This window comes from Reichenbachiella versicolor, from assembly GCF_003171675.1.
Lineage (GTDB): Bacteria > Bacteroidota > Bacteroidia > Cytophagales > Cyclobacteriaceae > Reichenbachiella > Reichenbachiella versicolor.
Genome location: NZ_QFZQ01000002.1, coordinates 472,191 through 492,910, shown reverse-complemented (window position 1 = coordinate 492,910; position 20,720 = coordinate 472,191). Strand labels below are relative to the sequence as shown.

Here is a 20,720-nt window from a genome sequence, read left to right as displayed (position 1 = left end):
TACGTCATCTCGGTTTCAATTTAGTATTATCCACGTATCATTGTTTAATCTACACTTAAATTGGGATAGAGTATTATTCGTAGAGATGTAATTAACTTGCTCTACGTTATGCATACACTAATTCAAAAAATGAAAATGCTGAATAACCTTATTAAATGGTTGATTTCTTTAACGTTATTGATAGTGATACTCTTTGCAATAGTTTATTATTATCCATCATTCGATGTCAAGTTTAATAAAAATGAAAGTCACTTGTCGTTTCGATCAGCTAAGGAAAATGCTAATAATTTGATTAGCAATGAACCAGCAGAAGTAAATCAGGAATGTTCGTCATTTGTATTAGATCATGGAAACAAAACCGAAATAGTAGTTGTTCTTTTTCATGGCTATACCAATTGTCCAAAGCAGTTTGAAATTCTTGCTAACCAATTATATGCAAAAGGGTTTAATGTGTTTGTTCCAAGAATGCCTTATCATGGATACTCAGATGTTGCAACCGACGATTTTGGTAAATTACGTAAAGAAGATTTACTTAAATATATTCATGAGTCAATGGAAATTGCTTCAGGGCTAGGCGAATCTGTCAGAACAATTGCAATATCAGGTGGTGCTACTTTAGCAGCATGTGCCGCTTACTATTATGACAATGTAGATGTTGCCGTACTATCGTCACCCTTTTTTCTGCCTAAGCTTTCATTGCCATTTGATTACTCACAGAACTTTGTTATCAACACACTAAAAATAATGCCTCCCGAATTTAAATGGTGGAATGATAGTATACAGGATAATGCAACCTCGGGTCCTTTACATGCTTATCCTAGAATTCATACTAAAGGAATTCTAGCTTTTATAGAAATAGCTGCTCAACTTCGAAAGGATTTGGAAAGTGGACAATTTCCTCAACAGAAAAGTAGGATCGTTTTTATTAAGTCAATGGGTGACCAAAGTGTAAGGAATGATGTTATAGACGAATATGCTGAATTATGGAGAGGGTATGAAAATACGGAAGTATTAGAATATACTCTTGATCCAGAGTTAGGTTTAAAACATGATTATTTAGAGCCTCTTCAATCTTTTGCCAGAATCGATGTGGTGTATCCACTTCTTATTGATTTTTTGCAGAACTAGGTTTAGATACTAATTTAGTATTCTAATACAGAGATCATGAATAAGTATCAAGAGGTTGTTGCAGCTATTTTGGCTGCAGAAAATATCGTTATTACTTCACACAAGTCTCCTGATGGGGATTCTGTAGGGAGCTCTTTAGGATTGTTATATTTTATTGAAAAGCTGGGTAAAAATGCAACTATTTGTCATCCAGATGTAGCTCCTGATTTTTTATATGATTTCGGAACTGACGGTTTCTTACTTATGACTGATCATCAAGATCAAGTAAGGAATAAATTTGAAGAAGCAGATTTGTTATTTAGTCTAGATTATAATGGTACTGATCGGGTAGGTGAAGAAATGCAAGTATTACTGGAGACTTCTACTTGTAAAAAGATAATGATTGATCATCATTTGGAGCCTTCATCTTTCGCAGATATTATGATTTCTGAAACTTCAGCTTCATCTACATGTCAATTGATAGCTGAATTAATTATTCAGTCAGGAAATGATGAGAAACTTGATCAAAAAGTAGGGACTCCAATATACCTAGGTATATTAACTGATACTGGAAGTTTTAGGTTTTCTTCAGTGGAGCCAAGAACACATGAGATATTGGCTAAGCTGCTGAGCGCAGGTGTGGAACATCATTTGATCCATGAAGCTATTAACGATACCAATACAGAAAGTAGAATAAGACTGCAAGGTTTCGCTCTAAGTGAGAAAATGATTGTATTGGATGATTATATGGCTGCTATTATTCCTTTGTCTAAAGAAGAGTTAGAATCTTATGAATACAAAAAAGGAGACACCGATAATCTAGCTAATCTAGCTTTGACAATTAGAGGTATGAAGATGGCGGTTATGCTCTCTGAGAAAGATGGTAAAGTCAAAATGTCTTTTCGATCCAAAGGAGAAAATAATCCAGTTAATACTTTAGCTGCTGATCATTTTGACGGTGGAGGACATGCAAACGCTGCCGGAGGCATAAGCGATTTATCTCTAGATGAAACAGTAGAGAAATTAAAACAACTAATTCCCAATTATTTTGGTTGAAATCTCTTTATACAGAGACTTTTGGTTGATTTACCTGCTCTTCAACATACTTCTTAAAATTACTCAAGATAGCTTGCCATCCTGCTTTTTGCTGGGCTTCAGAATTAGAGCCTTCTGTTTCGAAAGCTTCCATGATTTTTACTTCCTTGCCAATTTCACTAAAGGTGATTTGCACGGATCGGCCATCTGACATTTTGAAAAAAATCAATTCATGGAGATCTATTTCTTCATATGTTCCTGTAAAATCAAAACCCATGCTACCATCTTTTGATTCCATTCTCCAATTGAACTTTCCTTTAGGTTGTAGATCATTGACTGCTGATGGACAGATCCAATCATCACTAGCGTAGTTCCATTTGGTAATATGTTCAGGGTCTGTCCAATATTTCCAGACCTTTTCTATGGGTGCGTTTATAGTAGTTTGTATGGTTACGGTCATGGCTGTTTTATTTAGGCAGTAGTTGATGTCAAATATACCATGAAGATAGAGATTAGTGATTCAAAATGCACGTCTGATTCTATGATTGACTTGAATTTTTATAAGAATTTATGTTTTGATAAAATTAAAATTGGTGTCATAATATCTAAAAATCTGTTAAACCGCAGAAATTGAACCGTACCTAATATATGGAGTTTTACTTATAGCGGTATTGTTTTCTTTTTTATATGACTTTCAATCTAGATTAAATTTCTTTTGAAAAAAGAATTAACAATCGATAGCGTAGAATAAGCTTATAAAAGCTTATATTTTAGAGTAATCTGTGTGTTGAGAATATCAACTTTAAAAAGATGAGAAGCAGGGTTGAATGATTGGCTCAACCTATTTCACAATTAACTTTGTTTTAAAAAACTGTTTACCGTTACTAATTGAAACTACATAGATTCCTTTTTCAATTTCTTTTACTTTGAAAGGCCTAAGGTTTGAAATATTGGCTGTTTCATAAATGGTTTTTCCAGAAAAGTCATTTATGAAAAAATAAGTGCTTTGAGAGAAGTCGAAGTCCTTGGATTCTATTGTTAGATAGTCTTTAGCTGAAACTGGGTTGGGATAGAGATTTACACTTACTGTATTTTGAGTAGCTACATTGAGTAGTTTCGAGGAGGCGTTTTTGATGAAGTCGCCATAAATTTTTATTTCGGTAAGGCTTACCCAAGATCCTCTATATTGAAAAGAACCCGTTACAGTAATTTTTACATAGCGCGCAATGCCGTCGATAGAATTTGAAATAGGTTGTTTGAATGATGTGTTTGTTCTTCTATCAGCTAGGAGAGTATAATTTCCATTTTCAATTTTTCCTTCAACAGTATATTGGTAAGCTCGATTTTTATATGTGAATATTTCAATATTAGATAACTCATAGTTGGCTCCTAAATCTATTTCTATTGTCTGAGGGAATTCTTTAGCTGACCACCTAGAGCTTTGTTCGATATTACCATCTACTGCATGAGTAGCTGGAGTGGGTATTTCTTCATCGGTAGCGTAAACCGGTTTGTTCAACGCTATATTCACTGGAGCGCATTTAGAATCTGTAGTTATTGTCAGAATATCACTCATATTGGATGTATTTCCTGATAAGTCTCGGGCTTGTACTTGAAAAGAGTGTGTTGAATTACAGTCTAATTTTGAAACTTCAATACTCCGTATGTTTTCAGTAACTTTAGAATAAAGAACTCCATCCATGAAGATATGATATGTACTAACAGCAGCATTGTCTGAAGAAGCACTCCATGATAATACTAAAGAGTTACTAGTAACGTTCCTAGCCATTAGTGAGTGAGGAGATGTAGGTGGTTCCGAATCCACTTCATTACTTCCAGAATGATGATTTTCTTCTGGAATATTGTTTCTATACTTATTCCAAAATTCTTGGATATAGCCATCAGTGACTCCTCCATACCCACCTCCTTCATTTATCCATCTATCTACGTAATCAAAATATGCTTCATGGTACCATTCATCTTTCAATCCAAGGATTTGAGCAGTTAACATTTGGCCTACCCATGTTTTTGCAGTACAGCAAACTCGATAACTGTCCAAAGCTTCGCTATCTCGACTAGGATCACTACAATGCCTAACTCCCCACCAGGGCTTACCTTCTATAGTATAGTAGGTCTGACAATCTTCTTGAAAAGTATTCGAAGAAGCATTGTAATCATAACCTGTTTTTAGCATTTTTTGATGGTTAAGTAATTTACCAGCAAATAGAATAGGCCATTTTCTACCACTTCCGTGTCCACCATCTGCAGGGAATATTGCACCGTTTTCTACTGCCTGATAAATGTCGATCCCTCTTTGTATCATAAGTGTTGCTAAATGTTCCAATTCTGGTATATCCTGCATAAGGGCGACCGAAATCTCAGATATTTGATCACTCATATCTCTTCCATATCCACGATTATTATCTGCTGCGAAGTTGTATTGAGTAGTCCAGCCATTAAAATGATCTAACCAGGGACGTTCAATGAAATCAATTAAAAGATTTAAATCAGTATTAGTCTCTAGAATGGGTAAATGAGGCAAAATTTTAAAATCGACATCAGAAATGTTAAGAATTTCTTTTTGAGAGTTTCCTATATAAGAAGGTCTAAAAGATCCATTTGGTACTTTTTCTTCTACAATAGTAAGGATAGCTAACGTTTGGGTGTTGGTTCTTGAACAAATACCAAAACGAGACATAAATCCTGTTTTTCCAGATAAGTCAGAACAATCTTTGGAAACTACACTAATTGTAGAAGCTAAGCTATTTATGCCTGCTAGTGTTATTGGGTATTTAACTCTAAGGTTTTCATTGAAATTTCCTGCACGATCATCCCATCCGTGAAATTTTCCTGGAATCACATTTAACACCGAACCATGTCTGCCAGGTACTTGAAGTGGATCAGTGTGTGTGATGGTAACGGGACCAACAACCCACCAGTCTCCTGTGACAAATTGACCGCATTCATATTCTTTGTCAAAATGCCAAGTGATTCCATGTTGAGTAATTGAACTAAGTAGTTCTGCTTTACTAAAGTTTTGACAGGAAAATAATATTAAAGTAAGAATTAGGAGTTTGTTTGGATATCTCATGAATTACTTTTGCAGAAAAGTTCGAACTTTCTATTCTTTATTTAATGATAATTTTAAGTTGTTGACAGTTATTAAGCCTGAGCCTATCTTTTTATGACTACCCCTGTGTATTTCTGGTTATTTTCCGTTTCTACGATTAGAATATATTTTCCAAGTTTATATTTTTTCATATTAAGACGGTTGTTAATAGTAATACCTTCATAGAGTATCATGCCAGAAGTGTTCATTAATTTAATATTTAGCTCATCATCGCTATCGATATTTTTAATTAGCAGAAAATTAGAGACTGGGTTGGGGTAATATTTAAATATTTGATTTTCAAATGTTAACGACTGTTCTTCTGAGTCAGAAGTTCGTGCCGATAAATTTCCTGCATTCTGAATAATTCCTATCTCTTCAATGGTCAATGCACGGTTGTAGATACGCATTTCGTCCAACAACCCATCAAAAGGTTTACTGATGCTCCCCGGGTGATTGCCAATGGCAGCTGCTAAGAGCGGATCGGAAGACAAAGCACCGGACTTGGCTACCTGATCGGTAAGCGTCCCATTTTTATACACCAATAGTTGATTGCCATTATAGACTACTGCAAAATGTGCCCACTCACCAAGGTCTAATGGCGTGTTTTTAGCAATGAGGGTCGTGGTGCCTCTATTTTCGGTTTTCAACCGTACACGAAGGTCTCCGTGCCAAGTACTGATCATCCAATAGTGATCTTGCTCATTGGTACCAGTTGCCTTGCACAATATTCTTGCATCATTGACCCCAAAGGAGAGCGGTTTAGCCCAGAAGGTAATAGACAGTTCATTTCCTGTCAGGTCAAGTGTGCCAATGTCAACTTGATCATCTACACCATCAAAGCTCAAGGAGTGATTGCTAAGATCATTTACATCTACTGAGTAGGTTGCACCAGAAATAGTTCCTTCATTGTCATTGGGTGAGCTATCCGTCAATATGGTTCCGCTTCCTTCTTCCATAGACCATCTGGCAACCAAATGATCAAGGATGTCATTGATTGGCTCAGTCACGGTAACAGTGGTTTTAGCAGTGGCAGTCTGTCCACTTTCGTTCTCCACTTCTAACTCAAAAACATATACACCAACTTCTGACGGTGTAATCGAGGCAATAGCTTGATTCGCATCTACGATTGCTAGTGAAGGTCCACTGACCTGTGTCCAGGTATAAGTGAGTGTTTCTCCGTTCGTATCACTTGAGTAGGATCCGTTTAGCGATGTAAGTGTTCCTACAGTCACTTCTTGCTCAATGCCAGCATCAGCAATAGGAGGAAGAGCTTGATCAGCTACTGAAGCATTTTTCACCACATTGATTTCTTCAATTGTCAATGCACGGTTGTAAATACGCATTTCGTCTAGCAGCCCATCAAAAGGTTTGCTGATGCTTCCCGGGTGATTACCAATGGCAGCAGCTAAGAACGGATCGGAAGACAAAGCACCGGACTTGGCTACCTGATCGGTAAGCGTTCCATTTTTATACACCAATAGTTGATTGCCATTGTAGACTACCGCAAAATGAGCCCACTCATCAAGGTCTAATGGCGTGTTTTTAGCAATGAGGGTAGTGGTACCTCCATTTTCGGTTTTCAATCGTACACGAAGGTCTCCTTGCCAAGTACTGACCATCCAATAGTGATCTTGCTCATTGGTGCCTGTTGCTTTACAAAGTATTCTAGCATCCGTGACTCCAAAAGAGAGCGGTTTAGCCCAGAAGGTAATAGACAATTCATTTCCTGTCGGGTCAAGTGTGCCAATGTCTACTTGATCATCTATACCATCAAAACTCAAGGAATGATTGCTTAGATCATTTACATCTGTTGAGTAGGTTGCACCAGAAATAGTTCCTTCATTGTCATTGGGTGAGCTATCCGTCAATATGGTTCCACTTCCTTCTTCCATAGACCATCTGGCAACCAGATGATCAAGGATGTCATTGACTGGTTCAATCACCGTAATAGTAGTTTGAGCGGTAGAAGTCTGTCCACTTTTGTTCTCCACTTCTAATTCAAAAACATATACACCAACTTCTGACGGTGTAATCGAGGCAGTGGCTTGATTCGCATCCGTGATTGTTAGTGAAGGTCCACTGACCTGCGTCCAGGTATAAGTGAGTGTTTCTCCGTTCGGATCACTTGAGTTGGAGCCGTTTAGCAATGCAAGTGTTCCAACAGTCACTTCTTGCTCAATACCTGCATCAGCAATAGGAGGGAGATTTTGACCAGCTACTGAAGCATTTTTCACCACATTGATTTCTTCAATTGTCAATGCACGGTTGTAGATACGCATTTCATCCAGTAAGCCATCAAAGGGTTTACTGATGCTTCCTGGGTGATTACCAATGGCAGCCGCTAAGAGTGGGTCTGAAGACAAAGCACCGGACTTGGCTACTTGATCGGTAAGTGTTCCATTCTTATACACCAATAGTTGATTGCCATTGTACACTACTGCAAAATGCGCCCATTCACCAATGTCTAATGGCGTGTTTCTAGCAATGAGAGTAGTGGTACCTCCATTCTCGGTTTTCAATCGTACCCGAAGATCACCGTCTAGAGTACTAACCATCCAATAATGATCCTGCTCATCGGTACCTATTGCCTTACAAAGTATTCTAGCGTCCCTCACTCCAAAAGAGAGCGGTTTAGCCCAGAAGGTGATGGACAGTTCGTTTCCAGTAAGGTCAAGTGTGCCAATGTCAACTTGATCATCTACACCATCAAAACTTAAGGAATGATTGCTAAGATCATTTACATCTGTTGAGTAGGTAGCACCAGAAATAGTCCCTTCATTGTTATTAGGTGAGCTTTCCGTCAATATGGTTCCGCTTCCTTCTTCCATGGACCATCTAGCAACCAAATGATCGAGGATGTCAGCCATTTCTTCGACCACAGTAATAGTGGTTTGATCTTGATCAATCGCCCCTTCTGCATCTTCTATCGTGACTTGAAAAACATAAGTTCCTGTCAAAGTCGGAGTGAAGTTAGCTGTTGCTTCATCACTATTATTAATAGTTACCGAAGGACCATCTAGCTGAATCCAAGATAGGCTTGTTTCAGATGAATTTCCGTCAGGGTCAAAAGAATTAGCCCCATTTAGCATAACGGATGTATTTACGGCAACACTTAAATCGGGTCCAGCATCAGCAACTGGCGGAATATTTGTTTTTATCAAAGGGTCTGAGGGTCCAAAGACCTTCAATTCATTCAAACTCACCCAAGATCCAGTGTATCCCGATGCACCCAAAACAGAGATTTTTACATATCGAGCATTGGTAGGTTCTATGGTATTGGAAATCGGGTTTCCACCTGCTGTGTTGATACTTCGATCTACTGCGGTAAAATAGTCCCCGCTTTCTTGCTTTAATTCGATAATGTACTGGTAGGCACGACTTTGAAAAGTGTAAAGTTCAAAGGTGGTGATATCAGTATTTGCTCCTAAGTCAATTTCTGCCCACTGAGGAAATCCCAATGCTGACCAACGGGCATCATCCTCAATGTTTCCATCCGTTAGTTTATTTCCGGAAAACTCGGTTTGCAGTGCTGCTGAGACATTCGTATTCTTTCCCAAAGCAAGGTTAACAGGAGGACAGTTATCAGTAGTGGTCACCATAAGTTCTTCACTGAAATCAGATTCATTCCACCTGCTATCAAATGCTTTTACTTTGAATGAATAATCAGTCTGACATTCAAGGTCGGATATGTTTACAGAGGTAATTCCACTAATGACAGACTGCTCTACCTCATTTCCTTTGTAAATATCATATCGTGTGACACCAAAATTATCTGTGGAGGCGGTCCAGCTCAATTGGACCGAAGTGCCCGTGATGTTATTTGCTGCAAGGTTTGTCGGTTGACTAGGAGCTTCATTATCTGGATTATCCAGGTTGTGTGGGATTTCAGCAGGAATGTTTTCATTGTAATTGTCCCATAGATAAGCAGCATAACTAGGAGTTCTAGACCTCACGGATCCGCCTTCATCTACCCATCTTTGTGTGTACGCAAAGAATGCTGGATGATTCCATTCATCATCCAGGTGTAATATTCTTGCAACGACAGATTGTCCACCCCATACAACTGATGTGCAGCAAAATCGGTAATTATTTGATTCATCTGTGAAACCCGGGCGATCTGGATCCTGACAGTAGCGGATTCCCCACCTGGGGACGTTGGAATCATCAAAGTAGGTTTGACAATCTTCACCGAAAGTACCATCGCTATAGTCTCTACCAATGTTAAGCATTCCAGTATTGTTGAGTAGTTTGCCAGCAATCAATATAGGTAACTTTCTGCCACTTGCATGCCCGCCATCTGCCGGCCATTTGGCTCCATTTCTTATTGCTCCATAGGAATCGATTCCTCTCTGAATCATGTAGTTAGATAATAACTGAAGATCTTCTTCAGGAATATCCAACATCATGGTGATGGCAACATCTGTCATATCTCTAGTGATTGAAGTTCCGTAACCAGAGCCATTATCAAAAGCGTAACATAGCTGAGTAGTCCAACCATTGAAGTGATCCATTAAGGGACGATCCATGTTTGGTATCAAATCTTCCATAGTGGGAGTCATAGAGGGCTGAGGCAAACGAGGCAGAATATTGTAATCTACTTGCGAAATTGTATTGAACTCTTTGTGATCAGAACCTACAAATGAAGGCCTGAATGTTCCATTAGGAATAGGTTGATCAACTATTGTGAGAACCGCCATAGTTTGAATGGATGATCGGTTATCACAATGCCCTAATCGGCTTATATATCCGTCAAACCCATTTCCTGCTACACAGTCTTTGGCTTTTGTTACACTTGCAGTAGACACAAGACTGTTTACACCAGAGAGTGTGAGTGGGTAGTCAACTCTTAAACTTTCTCTATAAACCCTTCCAGCAGATCTATCGTCATATCCATGGTGGGCTCCTGGGTTAGGATTCAATACAGACCCGTTTCTACCTGGTGTTTGTTCCGGTGTTACAGAGACAATAGTAACGGGTCCGACAACCCACCAATCACCTGTGACAAACTGACCGCATTCATATTCTTTGTCAAAAGTCCAGGTAATTCCATATTGCTCTATTGAAGATCGTTTCTCTGCAAAAGCAGATGCAACAATGAAAAAGAACATCATGACAATTAGAGATAACTCTTTTAGTTTATAATTCAGCTGATTGTTTAGGTTGGCCCTTAAGATTAGTTTCATATGTATAGATTATAACTTCGGTATAAAACTATGTCGATATAAATAATTATATAATTTTTGTAACTATTATGATTTAAAGGTCTGACGTTTTGTTGAATTTCTTGAACTAGTTCAATTTTTGAATTGAGTAACAACTGCTAGGCTTAGTTAAGCTATCTAATAGAATGGGTAGCTATGGTTAAGGATTTTCTATACCTAAAAGGGTGTTAGTCCTGCTTACGGTTTTCATGATTTAGTGGTATAGGATATCTTAATATATAGGGGAGGTTTTAGGCGAATTAAAAAAATGGCAGGATCTGATAGGAAATTGGCAGGATTTGAAAGTCAATTATTACCATTTTTAAATGAAGGAATTAGAAAACGGAGGTCTCTATATTCTTGAACAATGCATTTAATACTATTAGCTATTAATAAAAGGAGAGTATTTAATTCTTTTCAAATTGCAACTATTAGAAATTGGTCAAACAATTAAAATAAATCAAAATTTAGTCATATTCATCATATATTTAGTTAAAGTCTACGAAGTCGTCGTGGACTTTTTTGTTGTCAAAGAAAGGCTATGATTCATCAAAAAAGATGAGTATTAGAAATAGTGCAAAAAAATAGCGGAAGCCTCGAACGAGAACTTCCGCCATTATCTAATTAACCTAACCTGATACGAAGGTAATATGACTTATGGAAATGACGAAAGCTTTTGAAGCTATTTTTTTGAAAAATATATAAAAAATGATTCCGTAGTTCGGTAGTAGAGGGACAAGGCATTTAAGAATGGATAAAAAAATAGCGGAAGCCTCGAACGAGAACTTCCGCCATTATCTAATTAACCTAACCTGATACGAAGGTAATGCTATCTTTTTAATTTTAACAAAACCAAGTGATTTTTTTAGAAAAAATTAAACTACATAGTTAGTAGATTGAAGTAGGATTTTATGCCTTCTAAAATATTAGATACAGCTACAGCTGACAAAATTAGTCCCATAACTCTACTGATTATAGCTGCTCCACCGTTACCAATTATGTTGAACACTTTCGAAGATATTCTCATTAATAACCAAGCCATTGTTAAAACTATTAACATAGCTACTGTCGTCAAGGTTTGTTCGGCTATGCTATATTTATTGTTTTCTGTCAATAGGATAGCTGCTAAAATAGCTCCAGGGCTGGCTAGTGATGGCATCGCCAAGGGAAAGGCCGCTTTATCATCAGCTTCATCCACATGAGATATTTCTTCCTCTGCCTTAGTTTCTCCAAAAATCATAGTAAGTGCGAATAGGAATAGCACAATACCTCCGGCAATTTGAAGAGTGGAGAGTTTAAGATTAATTGTGTTAAGTATTATTTTACCCAATATCACAAAAAATACTAGTACGCCTGCGGCAATTACTGCTGCTCGTAATGCAATTTGATTTTTTTATCTGCTTTACTACGGGCAGTGACAGCTATAAATACGGGAATGGTTCCTATTGGATCAATAACAGTGAAAAAAGTAATGAAAGATTTTATAAAATCTGTTAGCATATTGAGTGATACTATTCTTTCACCAAAGGGTTACTAATTGCTGTCAATTTGATAAAAAGATTTTTTGGATACATTGTAAATGCAAATACTTCTTCTACTTCATCAGGGGAGACTGTTAACTTGAAATTGAAATTTTTACAAATAGCAGATATAGAACAGATTAGTTCTGTCATTGCTAAATTTTTACCTGGACAAAATCTTGCGCCTCCTCCAAATGCTCTAACATGCTCTGGTTTATGATTGCCTTCATGAATGGGACATCCTTCTCTAGTCCATCTTTCTGGTATAAAATTGTTAGGTTTTGTAAAATTACATTTATCAGTCTGAGGCACTTTATTTTGCATCATGATTGTTCTCCTTTGCGAAATCGAAAGCCTTCTATTTCTACATCTTCATTTGCAGTCATGTATAGATTGGGTGTGACAGGGTTAATTCGAAGAGCTTCCAGTGCGACTGCTTCTGCAACTTTAAGTTGACTTACTTCTTTATATGTCATTGGGATATTTGATTCTTCATAAATTACATTGGCTTCAGCTCTTACTTTTTCTATTAAATGTGGGTTTTGGCTTAGATAATATATACACCAGGAGATGGTGTTTGATGTAGTGTCTTCACCAGCGAGGAGCATTGTGAAAATATTGCCAAATATTTCGTAATCGGTGAATTTATCTTTCTGTTCCTGTTGTACAAGTAGAGCCTCTAAAAAATTTTTCGGATTTTGTTTTAGTGATGGTGTATCAGCGAGACGTTGGCGACCTTCTTTAATGAATTGTATAATAAGTTTTCTTGTTTCATTGAGGGAGTGATCAAAATCTCGATCCTTTTTTGATTTAATCAACCGCCAAATAGGAATAGGAGCTGTAATACGTGAATTAATCATAGGAAATATCTTATTAAGATGTTTCTGGATTGTATTATCTCCTTTTTCGAGAGTGTTCATTGGATACCCGAATGCAATTTCAGTGGTGATATCAACTGTGTATCGCATCATTTGTTTTTGTACATCGAATGACTCGTTAAGAGCAGCATATTTATTGAATTTACGAATCAGTCGTTCAGTGATTTCGGCAATGGTAGGATAGTAGCTTTTGACATTATCAAGGTTTAAAGCTTCAGAGGCTAGTTTACGGTGGTTTTTCCATGTTTCACCTTCAGCATTAAATACCCCGCAGATACCCATTTCTGACATCACTTGATCGATGTTACTAAAACGACGGAACTTATTAGGACGCAAACGAAGAACTTCTTTATTGAGACTTGATCGTGCAGAAACTATAAATTTCTTTCCTATCAGACTTATTCTAAAGAGATCACCAACTTCGTCTACCCATTTTTCCATAACTCGGTGTTTGTTATTTGCTCTGAAATCCGTGAAATGACCAGTCAAAGGATGACCTTTTGGTGAAGGTAAATTATCGCTTGTTAGGATATTGCTAGTATTAGATGTGCTCATATTTGATTTTGAAACCGCAATAAATTACTGTATTAACAATGTTATGATTTTAAAATTATTTGATAAAATTCAAATTACCGGCCTCAATATACATTGATTGAAGAAATAAAGTAGCGTTGTGTGTAAAAGTTGTTTTATATGAAGCCTTTAAAAATATCATGTTTTTGGTTTTATTGTTTTTTTATAACGGTATGATTGTAGTAACCTAATGTCATATTAGCTTAATTAAATGTTTTATAATTTACTTTGGAAAGAAAAGCATAAATGTTTGAATGAAACCAGAGTTAAACGATCAAGTCAAAACATCTATAGAAATTAGTATAAGACTACTGTTTCTTTTTTTATTAATTGGAATATGTGTGTTGATACTACTTCCGTTTTTAACTCCAGTGGTAGGAGGTGCTATACTGGCCATTGCAGTGGCTCCGTTTTACAATGTGTTAACTAAAAAGCTTAATGGTAGGAATAAATTAGCTGCTACAGTGATGGTTGTTGTGTTTTTATTAGTTGTACTAGTGCCTTCAATTTTTGGGATAAACGCTCTTATTCAGAATATTAAAGAAGCTGGATTGGTATTGTCTAAAGGAGAAATTGATCTTCCGCCACCTAGTTTAAAAGTCAAGAGTTGGCCCCTGATTGGTGATGTTGTTTATAATTTTTGGCTTGATGCTTCTAACGATTTAGAAGCGTTTTTAAAAGTGCATGAAGATAATATCAAGGGAGTGGGAAGAAAAGTGCTTAAAGCTGTACTAGGGATATCTTCTACGGTTTTGCAAGCATTTTTAGCCATCATTATTTCAGGAATTATGTTAGCTGCAAATGGAACTAGGGAAATAGCTGCTAAGTTTTTAAATAAACTAATAGGGGAGAGAGGGACAGAAATAACAGAGCTTTGCGAGAATACTATTCGGAGTGTAACTAAAGGGATACTAGGAGTATCTATTATTCAATCTACATTCTTGGCCTTAGTCTTTTATTTTGCAGGTATTCCTTATGCTGGGCTTTGGGTTTTAATTTGTTTTGTTATAGGTGTTCTTCAGGTTCCTGTAGGATTGTTGACTACCCCGATTATTGTTTATGTTTTCTCTACTATGGATTTAGGCTCAGCTATATTTTGGAGTATTTTGATTGCGGTAGGAGGTCTCATTGATAATGTGCTTAAGCCTATCTTAATGGGAGCAGGGGCAAAGGTTCCAATGTTAGTAATCTTTTTGGGTGCCCTAGGAGGGTTTATTTCAGTAGGTTTTTTGGGTCTATTTACAGGAGCTGTCGGTTTGTCTTTGGGTTACACTTTACTGATGGGGTGGTTGTATGAAGATGATTTAGATTCTATTAAACATCAAGTTAAAAATAAAAGTAAGGTTTGACTGATACTTATTGACTCTGCACGAATTGGCAGAGTTGGTGGGGAATAACTTGAAGCAGAAATAGAGACTATCTAAACTATATGTAGACACGCTTTTGATAGTCTCATTCATGATTTCAGTTAGTAGTTTTGGCGATTGGAATTCCGAAGTAAAACTCTAGGATTTTTAGTTTGAAAATATAGTCATATTTAGCGCGAATTACTTGTGATTCTGCAGCCTCCATTTGTTGCTTTATCTGTTGATATTCAAAAGAATTGATGACACCTACTTCATGACGTCCCTCTGCATATTTGAACGCTTCACTTCTAGCATGTGCTGTTTTTTCTGCAGCATGATAAGCTTTCAAAGCTCCTTTCGCGTCATTATAGGCTTGATTAACATTACTTTCTAAATCAATTTTGGTTTGTTCGTAATCAAGTTGAGCTCTTTGCATCGATAACTTGTTTCGTTGTACATTGACGTTGTTTCTGAATCTACTGAAAATAGGTACACTTAAAGTAAAACCATATGTATGACCTTTGTTTCTACTGAACTGATCAAAAATCGGCGCAGCATCTAGAGGTTGTCCTGTGTTGGAATCAAGAGTAGGTCTGTCACTTGCCCTAGTATCAAAGGAATAAAAGGCGGATAAAGTAGGGGAGTATCCACTTTTAGCAATAAAATAATTCTTTTTTGCAATGTCTAATTGCGTTTCTTGAATCTTAATGCTGTATCTAGTATCCAGCGCTACATCATAAATTTCCTTTGGCTTAGCACTCAAAACTTCTGGGGCTTCCGTTATTTCAATATCATCAAATGAAACATCGAAGTTTTCGTAATCCGTAATTAATAAAATTTGAGCTAGATTAATTTTGGATAGACGTATATCGTTTTCTGCTATTACAATTTGTTGTTCTTGGCTTGCCAGTGTTGCTTCCACCTCATAAATATCCCCCTGTGGAATAGTACCAGAAGCAATGAGTTCATTAGTTCTAGAAATCTCTTGTTTAGAAATCTCTTTTTGATATTTAAGAACTTTCAAGTTTTCAACATTAAACAATATTTGTAAAAACGCACTTGCTACATTCAGTGATATATTGTCCTTCATATCATCAAGTTGATATTGATTGGAAATTATGCTGAGTTCAGCACGCTGCATTTGCCTCCGATTATTCAACCCTGTAAAAAGGTCAATTCGAGCATTAGCTCCAACAGAGGTGTTCATTTGTGTGACGTTTGCATTGACCCCTGTAATAGGATCTCTGGTTAAACCATTGTTCCAAGCATGATTTACTGTACCAGTTGCATTGGGAAGAAAGTTTCCTAGTGCAGTTTTTTTACCAGCTTTGGCATCTAGAATGTCCAGTTCAGATTGTTGAATGGAGATATTGTTCTCAATAGCATATTGGACACATTCTTCAAGAGTCCATTTCTTGCTTTCTTGACCTTGAACTGAAAGGCATACTGTTAGTATGACTGCTGTAAGTATATTTCGGATCATTGTTTAATGGTTAGCTTTTAGAATCTCTTTTCTTAGGTTCTGTTTTATTCCAGATTTTGATTTTATCATTTTCAGTTAAACCAGAATCTATTTCTACATTAATACCGTCCGATAGACCAAGTTTAATGTTTCTTCTTTCGAAAGTCTCCGGAGCGGTTTCTATTTCGACATATGGTTTATCAGTTTTATTATCAAACTGAAGAATTGCTTCTCTTATAGCCAGAACATCTATGCTTTTATCCAATACCATAGTAGCATTTGCACTATATCCAGCTCTGACGTAAAAATCGCCATCTAGCACAACATCACCTTTAATTTTAAATTGTACAGCTCCATTTTCTTCTGTACCCTTTGGTGCGATGAATCTCAGTTTAGCATTGAAATTTTTGTTTTCTATAGCGGCCAAGTTGATAGTTAGAGGCATTCCTATTTCTAATTTAGGAACTTCAGATTCATCAACTTTTCCTTCAAAAATCATTCTAGATAGGTCGGCGATGGTAGCGATTGTCGTTCCAGGGTTGAAATTGTTACTTTCAATGACTTGATCACCAGCTTCAATTGGTATTTCTAGTATCGTACCTGATACAGTAGCACGTATCAAGGTGTTAGCTGCTCCTCCACCTGCTGTACCTTCTTTGATGATTTTAAGGTTGCTAATAGCATTTTCTAGGCTTTGTTTGGACTGATTATATGACAGTTCAGTATTGTTAAAAACTTGACTTGAAATAATGCCTTTATCGAAAAGTGCTTTGTTCCTGTCATATTCGATTTTTGCATTGTTTAGAACTATTTGAGCATTTTTGACCTGCCCTCTTGCGTTGTTAAGAGCAGATTCATTCGGGACTACTTTAATTTTAGCAATTTTATCCCCAGTTTTAATTACATCTCCTTCTTCTACATATAGTTTATCTACTATACCAGAAATTTGAGGTTTGATCTCAATCTCAATCTCAGGAATTACGGTACCAGTAGCAACGGTTTTCTTTTCAATAGTGGTAGTAAAAGGTTTTTCGGTTTCAAAAGTTTCGATACCTTTTTGATTGGTAGTAATAAAAAAATAGCCAGCATACCCAATGCCTGCTACAGCTACAATTCCTAAGATAATTTTTAGTGCTAATTTCATGTTATTGTTAAATAAGGTCAATGTTTTATTCTTCTCTTAAAGCGTCAATTGGTTTTATACTAACTGCCCGCTGAGCAGGTATAAGTCCAATCAAGGTTCCTAATACTACCATGATTAGTAACGAACTAATCACTAATATTACAGGTACAGTAGGGTTTGTGAATGGAAAATCATTTAGGTCTTGTGTGGCTAACCTTATCAGAGTTAGGACCAATGATCCGAGTACGATTCCAAACATGCCTGCTGACAATGTGAGAAATACAGACTCTAATAATATTTGTCCTCTTACTTCTGAAGGAGTTGCTCCAAGAGCTCTTCTTATTCCAAATTCTTTGGTTCTTTCTTTTACTGAGATCAATAAAATGTTTCCAATACCGACGACACCAGCGAGTATAGTAGCAATTCCAACTATGATTGATAGAAGTGTGACTCCCTTAGCAAACCCGCTAACACGTCTGAATTCACGCCCTAGATTAAATGATCCAAACCCTCTTTCGTCATCAGGATGTACTCGATAAATTTCTTTGGCAGTAGCTTTAATTTTTTCTTCGACTGCTACTACGTCGGTGTTGTCGTGAGCAGATAAAGCAAACCAGCCCACTTTGTCTCCACGATTATACATACTTCTAAAAGTGGTAAATGGGATATGAATATCGCTATCTGAATTAAACCCTCCTCCTTGCTCGTAGACATGGACTCCAATAACCAAAAAGAATACTCCATCGATTCTAATATATTGACCAATAGGGTTCTCATCTTCTTCGAAAAGCTCTTCTTGAATTCGTTCACCAATTAAACAAACTTTCCTTGCTTCTTTTATGTCGTCAGGGTTTATGAATCTACCACCATCATAAAACTTCATGGAAAAAATTTTAGTAAACACCGGTACGTCTCCATAAATAGTATATTCTCCGGTACGTTGACCTCTTACTACTTTACCCGGAGGAATTCCCCATCGACCTCTCAGTGACCTAGGTGCTATATGTTGGATTTCAGGTACCTTACTTTTAAATAAAGGAATATCTGAGTATTTCAAGCTGAATTGTCTACCAATCTTATACCCTCCATATGGTATACTTGTTGGCTGAGTCCATAGAAACATACTGTTCTTAGATACCTTTTCGAAATCCTTTTCAAACCCATTATCTAGGCCTTTAGCAGCACCAGATAATGCGATATAGATAAAAATACCCCAAAGAACTCCAATTACGGTAATTAGGGTGCGCACTCTATTTTTACCTATTGAGTCAAAGACTTCTTGCCAGGTATCTCTTTTAAATAAAAAGCTCATATTACTCGTCTCTTAAGGCTACAATAGGTTTGATTTTGGCTGCTCGTCTTGCTGGAATATAACCCGCAATTGCACCACAGAAGATCAGTACTATTGTGGCAGTGACTCCAGTGCTGATATCAATATATGGGTTTTTTATATAGTATTCTTCCAATTTGAGACCAACGGTACTTAATAAGGCAATTCCACTAACTAACCCTATGTATCCAGCAATGGTTGTAATAAATATTGATTCTTGGAGTATCATACCTATCACAGAAGCGGGTGTAGCACCTAGTGCCTTTCTGATTCCCAATTCCTTCGTTCTTTCTTTTACGACAAAGATCATAATGTTGCTTATGCCAATAACTCCTGCCAATAAAGTTCCAATGCCAACAAAAGTTACAATTAGCTGAAGTACACCAGCGAACTGGTTTGTTTTTTTTATGCTTTCTGCAGAGTTCCATAGATAAAACCCTCCATTATCTTTTGGGTGAATAGAATGCTTTTTCTTAATGAATTTCCTTATTCGCTCTTCTAAAGATTTAGCTCCAAAATATCCCAGTTCAGGTTTGAAAGTAAGTAGAATTGCATTTATTCTATCATTGCCTTTTTCCATTTTTTGAATGGTGCTATATGAAATAACGCAATTTCGTTCTTCATTGTCACCGCCATCATCTTGAAAAACACCAATGACTTTAAAAGAACTTCCTTTTACTTCCACATACTTATTAAGAGCACTCTCATTTTTAAAAAGGTCTTTTTCTACCAATCTCCCTATGACAATATTTTTAGCCTTGTTTTTGATGTCCAAAGAATTGAGATATCTTCCTTTCATCATTATAGTTTTTTCAAGATGTTGATGATCAGGAGAAACACCACGCACACTATAGTTATTAGATTCTCCCTTATATCTAATGTTGTAGTTTCTATAAATACGTGGAGTTAAATACTCAATTTCATTTCCAAACTTCCTTTTTACATCAAACAAATCATCATTTCTAAATTTGATTTGACGATTAGACTTATAGCCTTTATATGGTTTTTTGGTTCTTCCTGAATGTATGAAAAAAGCGTTTTGAGCTTCATCAATAAAAAAGTCTTGAAAGGCATTCTTTAGTCCATTTCCAAGACCAAATAGTAATACGAAAACAAAAATCCCAAGAGATATAGTAAAACCAGAAAGAATTGTTCTAAGCTTATTTTTTCGAATGGTCTGAAAAATTTCTTGCCAGCGATCTCTACTAAACATGGTCTAATGCTCTTACTTGATCTACTTTTTTGTCTTCTATAATTTTTCCATCCTTAAGGATGACTACTCGATGGCACATTTCTGCAATATCAGGTTCATGAGTTACAATGAGTATTGTATTACCTTCATCATTTAATTTTTGAATTAAATCCATCACCTCATAGGAAGTTTTAGTATCCAAGGCTCCAGTAGGTTCGTCAGCAAGTAAAACTTTAGGTTGTGCAGCCATTGCACGTGCTATAGCTACACGTTGCTTTTGACCTCCAGATAATTCACTTGGTAGATGTCCAGCCCATTCTAGTAGCCCTACTCTCTTTAGATATTCCTTTGCTTTTTGAATTCTTGTTTTTCTCGAAACTCCTTGATAGAGTAGAGGTAGTGCTACATTTTCCTCAGCGGTTTTATAGTTAATCAAATTGAAAGATTGGAATACAAAACCTAGAAATTTATTTCGATAATTAGCCGCTTTCGTCTCACTAAGGTTCTTAATAGGAACCCCATCCAATGTATAGGAGCCATCATCTGCTAGATCCAGCATGCCTAAAATATTAAGAAGGGTTGATTTGCCAGAGCCCGATGATCCCATGATTGCGACCAGTTCACCTTGTTTAACTTTAAAGTCAATGCCTTTTAGTACATGAAGGGAATTATTACCCATTTTGTAGGACTTATGTAGGTTTTCAATTTCTATCATTTCGGATCTGTAAGCTGAGTTGTCACAAGATGTTTTTAGATACAAGTACTTAGTGTAACTATTTTTTCATTTATTACATAAGATGAGGTTTTTTATGAAAAGGTTACACCAGAATATAAAAATAGA

The 20,720-nt window shown here is 36.6% G+C and carries 13 protein-coding genes and 1 pseudogene; 3 read left to right on the top strand and 11 right to left on the bottom strand.

Annotated elements, in window-relative coordinates; genetic code table 11:
• Nucleotides 1-108: 108 nt before the first annotated feature.
• A complete protein-coding gene (locus DKG80_RS06945) occupies nucleotides 109-1,128 on the top strand; it encodes an alpha/beta hydrolase (RefSeq protein ID WP_109830592.1) in 1,020 nt (339 codons plus the stop codon).
• Nucleotides 1,129-1,164: 36 nt separating this feature from the next.
• Nucleotides 1,165-2,163: a DHH family phosphoesterase gene (locus DKG80_RS06940; protein WP_109830591.1), complete on the top strand. Its 999-nt coding sequence runs from the start codon at nucleotides 1,165-1,167 to the stop codon at nucleotides 2,161-2,163.
• 7 nt (nucleotides 2,164-2,170) lie between these two features.
• Here DKG80_RS06940 and DKG80_RS06935 read toward each other — a convergent pair whose 3' ends face one another.
• The 6 genes and pseudogenes from DKG80_RS06935 to DKG80_RS06910 all read right to left on the bottom strand — a co-directional run bounded on the left by DKG80_RS06935 (nucleotide 2,171) and on the right by DKG80_RS06910 (nucleotide 13,408).
• Nucleotides 2,171-2,602: an SRPBCC family protein gene (locus DKG80_RS06935; protein ID WP_109830590.1), complete on the bottom strand. Its 432-nt coding sequence runs from the start codon at nucleotides 2,600-2,602 to the stop codon at nucleotides 2,171-2,173.
• A 381-nt stretch (nucleotides 2,603-2,983) separates the two neighbouring features.
• Complete coding sequence (locus DKG80_RS06930) at nucleotides 2,984-5,233, bottom strand: galactose-binding domain-containing protein (protein WP_109830589.1); 2,250 nt, start codon at nucleotides 5,231-5,233, stop codon at nucleotides 2,984-2,986.
• Between the two features lie 83 nt (nucleotides 5,234-5,316).
• Nucleotides 5,317-10,437, bottom strand: a complete 5,121-nt coding sequence (locus tag DKG80_RS06925; RefSeq protein WP_109830588.1) for a LamG-like jellyroll fold domain-containing protein — start codon at nucleotides 10,435-10,437, stop codon at nucleotides 5,317-5,319.
• 898 nt (nucleotides 10,438-11,335) lie between these two features.
• A pseudogene (locus tag DKG80_RS06920) lies at nucleotides 11,336-11,955 on the bottom strand (MarC family protein).
• A gap of 11 nt (nucleotides 11,956-11,966) precedes the next feature.
• Entirely contained in the window at nucleotides 11,967-12,302 is a 336-nt protein-coding gene (locus DKG80_RS21400; RefSeq protein WP_109830587.1) for a cytochrome P450, read from the bottom strand.
• On the bottom strand, nucleotides 12,299-13,408 hold the full coding sequence (locus DKG80_RS06910; protein WP_109830586.1) for a cytochrome P450: 1,110 nt from the start codon (nucleotides 13,406-13,408) through the stop codon (nucleotides 12,299-12,301). The genes DKG80_RS21400 and DKG80_RS06910 overlap by 4 nt, the downstream gene beginning before the upstream one ends.
• A 272-nt stretch (nucleotides 13,409-13,680) precedes the next feature.
• Between DKG80_RS06910 and DKG80_RS06905 the strand changes: the two genes are divergently transcribed.
• On the top strand, nucleotides 13,681-14,775 hold the full coding sequence (locus DKG80_RS06905) for an AI-2E family transporter (protein ID WP_109830585.1): 1,095 nt from the start codon (nucleotides 13,681-13,683) through the stop codon (nucleotides 14,773-14,775).
• 115 nt (nucleotides 14,776-14,890) lie between these two features.
• On the opposite strand, the gene DKG80_RS06900 is transcribed toward DKG80_RS06905, so the two are convergent.
• Genes DKG80_RS06900 through DKG80_RS06880 form a run of 5 tightly spaced genes read right to left on the bottom strand, consistent with a single transcriptional unit; the run spans nucleotide 14,891 to nucleotide 20,594 of the window.
• Entirely contained in the window at nucleotides 14,891-16,255 is a 1,365-nt protein-coding gene (locus DKG80_RS06900) for a TolC family protein (protein ID WP_109830584.1), read from the bottom strand.
• A gap of 10 nt (nucleotides 16,256-16,265) precedes the next feature.
• Nucleotides 16,266-17,378, bottom strand: coding sequence for an efflux RND transporter periplasmic adaptor subunit (locus DKG80_RS06895; protein ID WP_109830583.1), 1,113 nt, complete (start codon nucleotides 17,376-17,378; stop codon nucleotides 16,266-16,268).
• A gap of 25 nt (nucleotides 17,379-17,403) precedes the next feature.
• On the bottom strand, nucleotides 17,404-18,669 hold the full coding sequence (locus DKG80_RS06890; RefSeq protein WP_109830582.1) for an ABC transporter permease: 1,266 nt from the start codon (nucleotides 18,667-18,669) through the stop codon (nucleotides 17,404-17,406).
• A gap of 1 nt (nucleotide 18,670) precedes the next feature.
• Nucleotides 18,671-19,900: an ABC transporter permease gene (locus tag DKG80_RS06885; RefSeq protein ID WP_109830581.1), complete on the bottom strand. Its 1,230-nt coding sequence runs from the start codon at nucleotides 19,898-19,900 to the stop codon at nucleotides 18,671-18,673.
• Nucleotides 19,893-20,594 carry an ABC transporter ATP-binding protein gene (locus DKG80_RS06880; RefSeq protein ID WP_109830580.1) on the bottom strand — a complete coding sequence of 234 codons (702 nt, stop codon included), beginning with the start codon at nucleotides 20,592-20,594 and terminating at the stop codon, nucleotides 19,893-19,895. The genes DKG80_RS06885 and DKG80_RS06880 overlap by 8 nt, the downstream gene beginning before the upstream one ends.
• Between the last annotated feature and the right edge of the window lie 126 nt (nucleotides 20,595-20,720).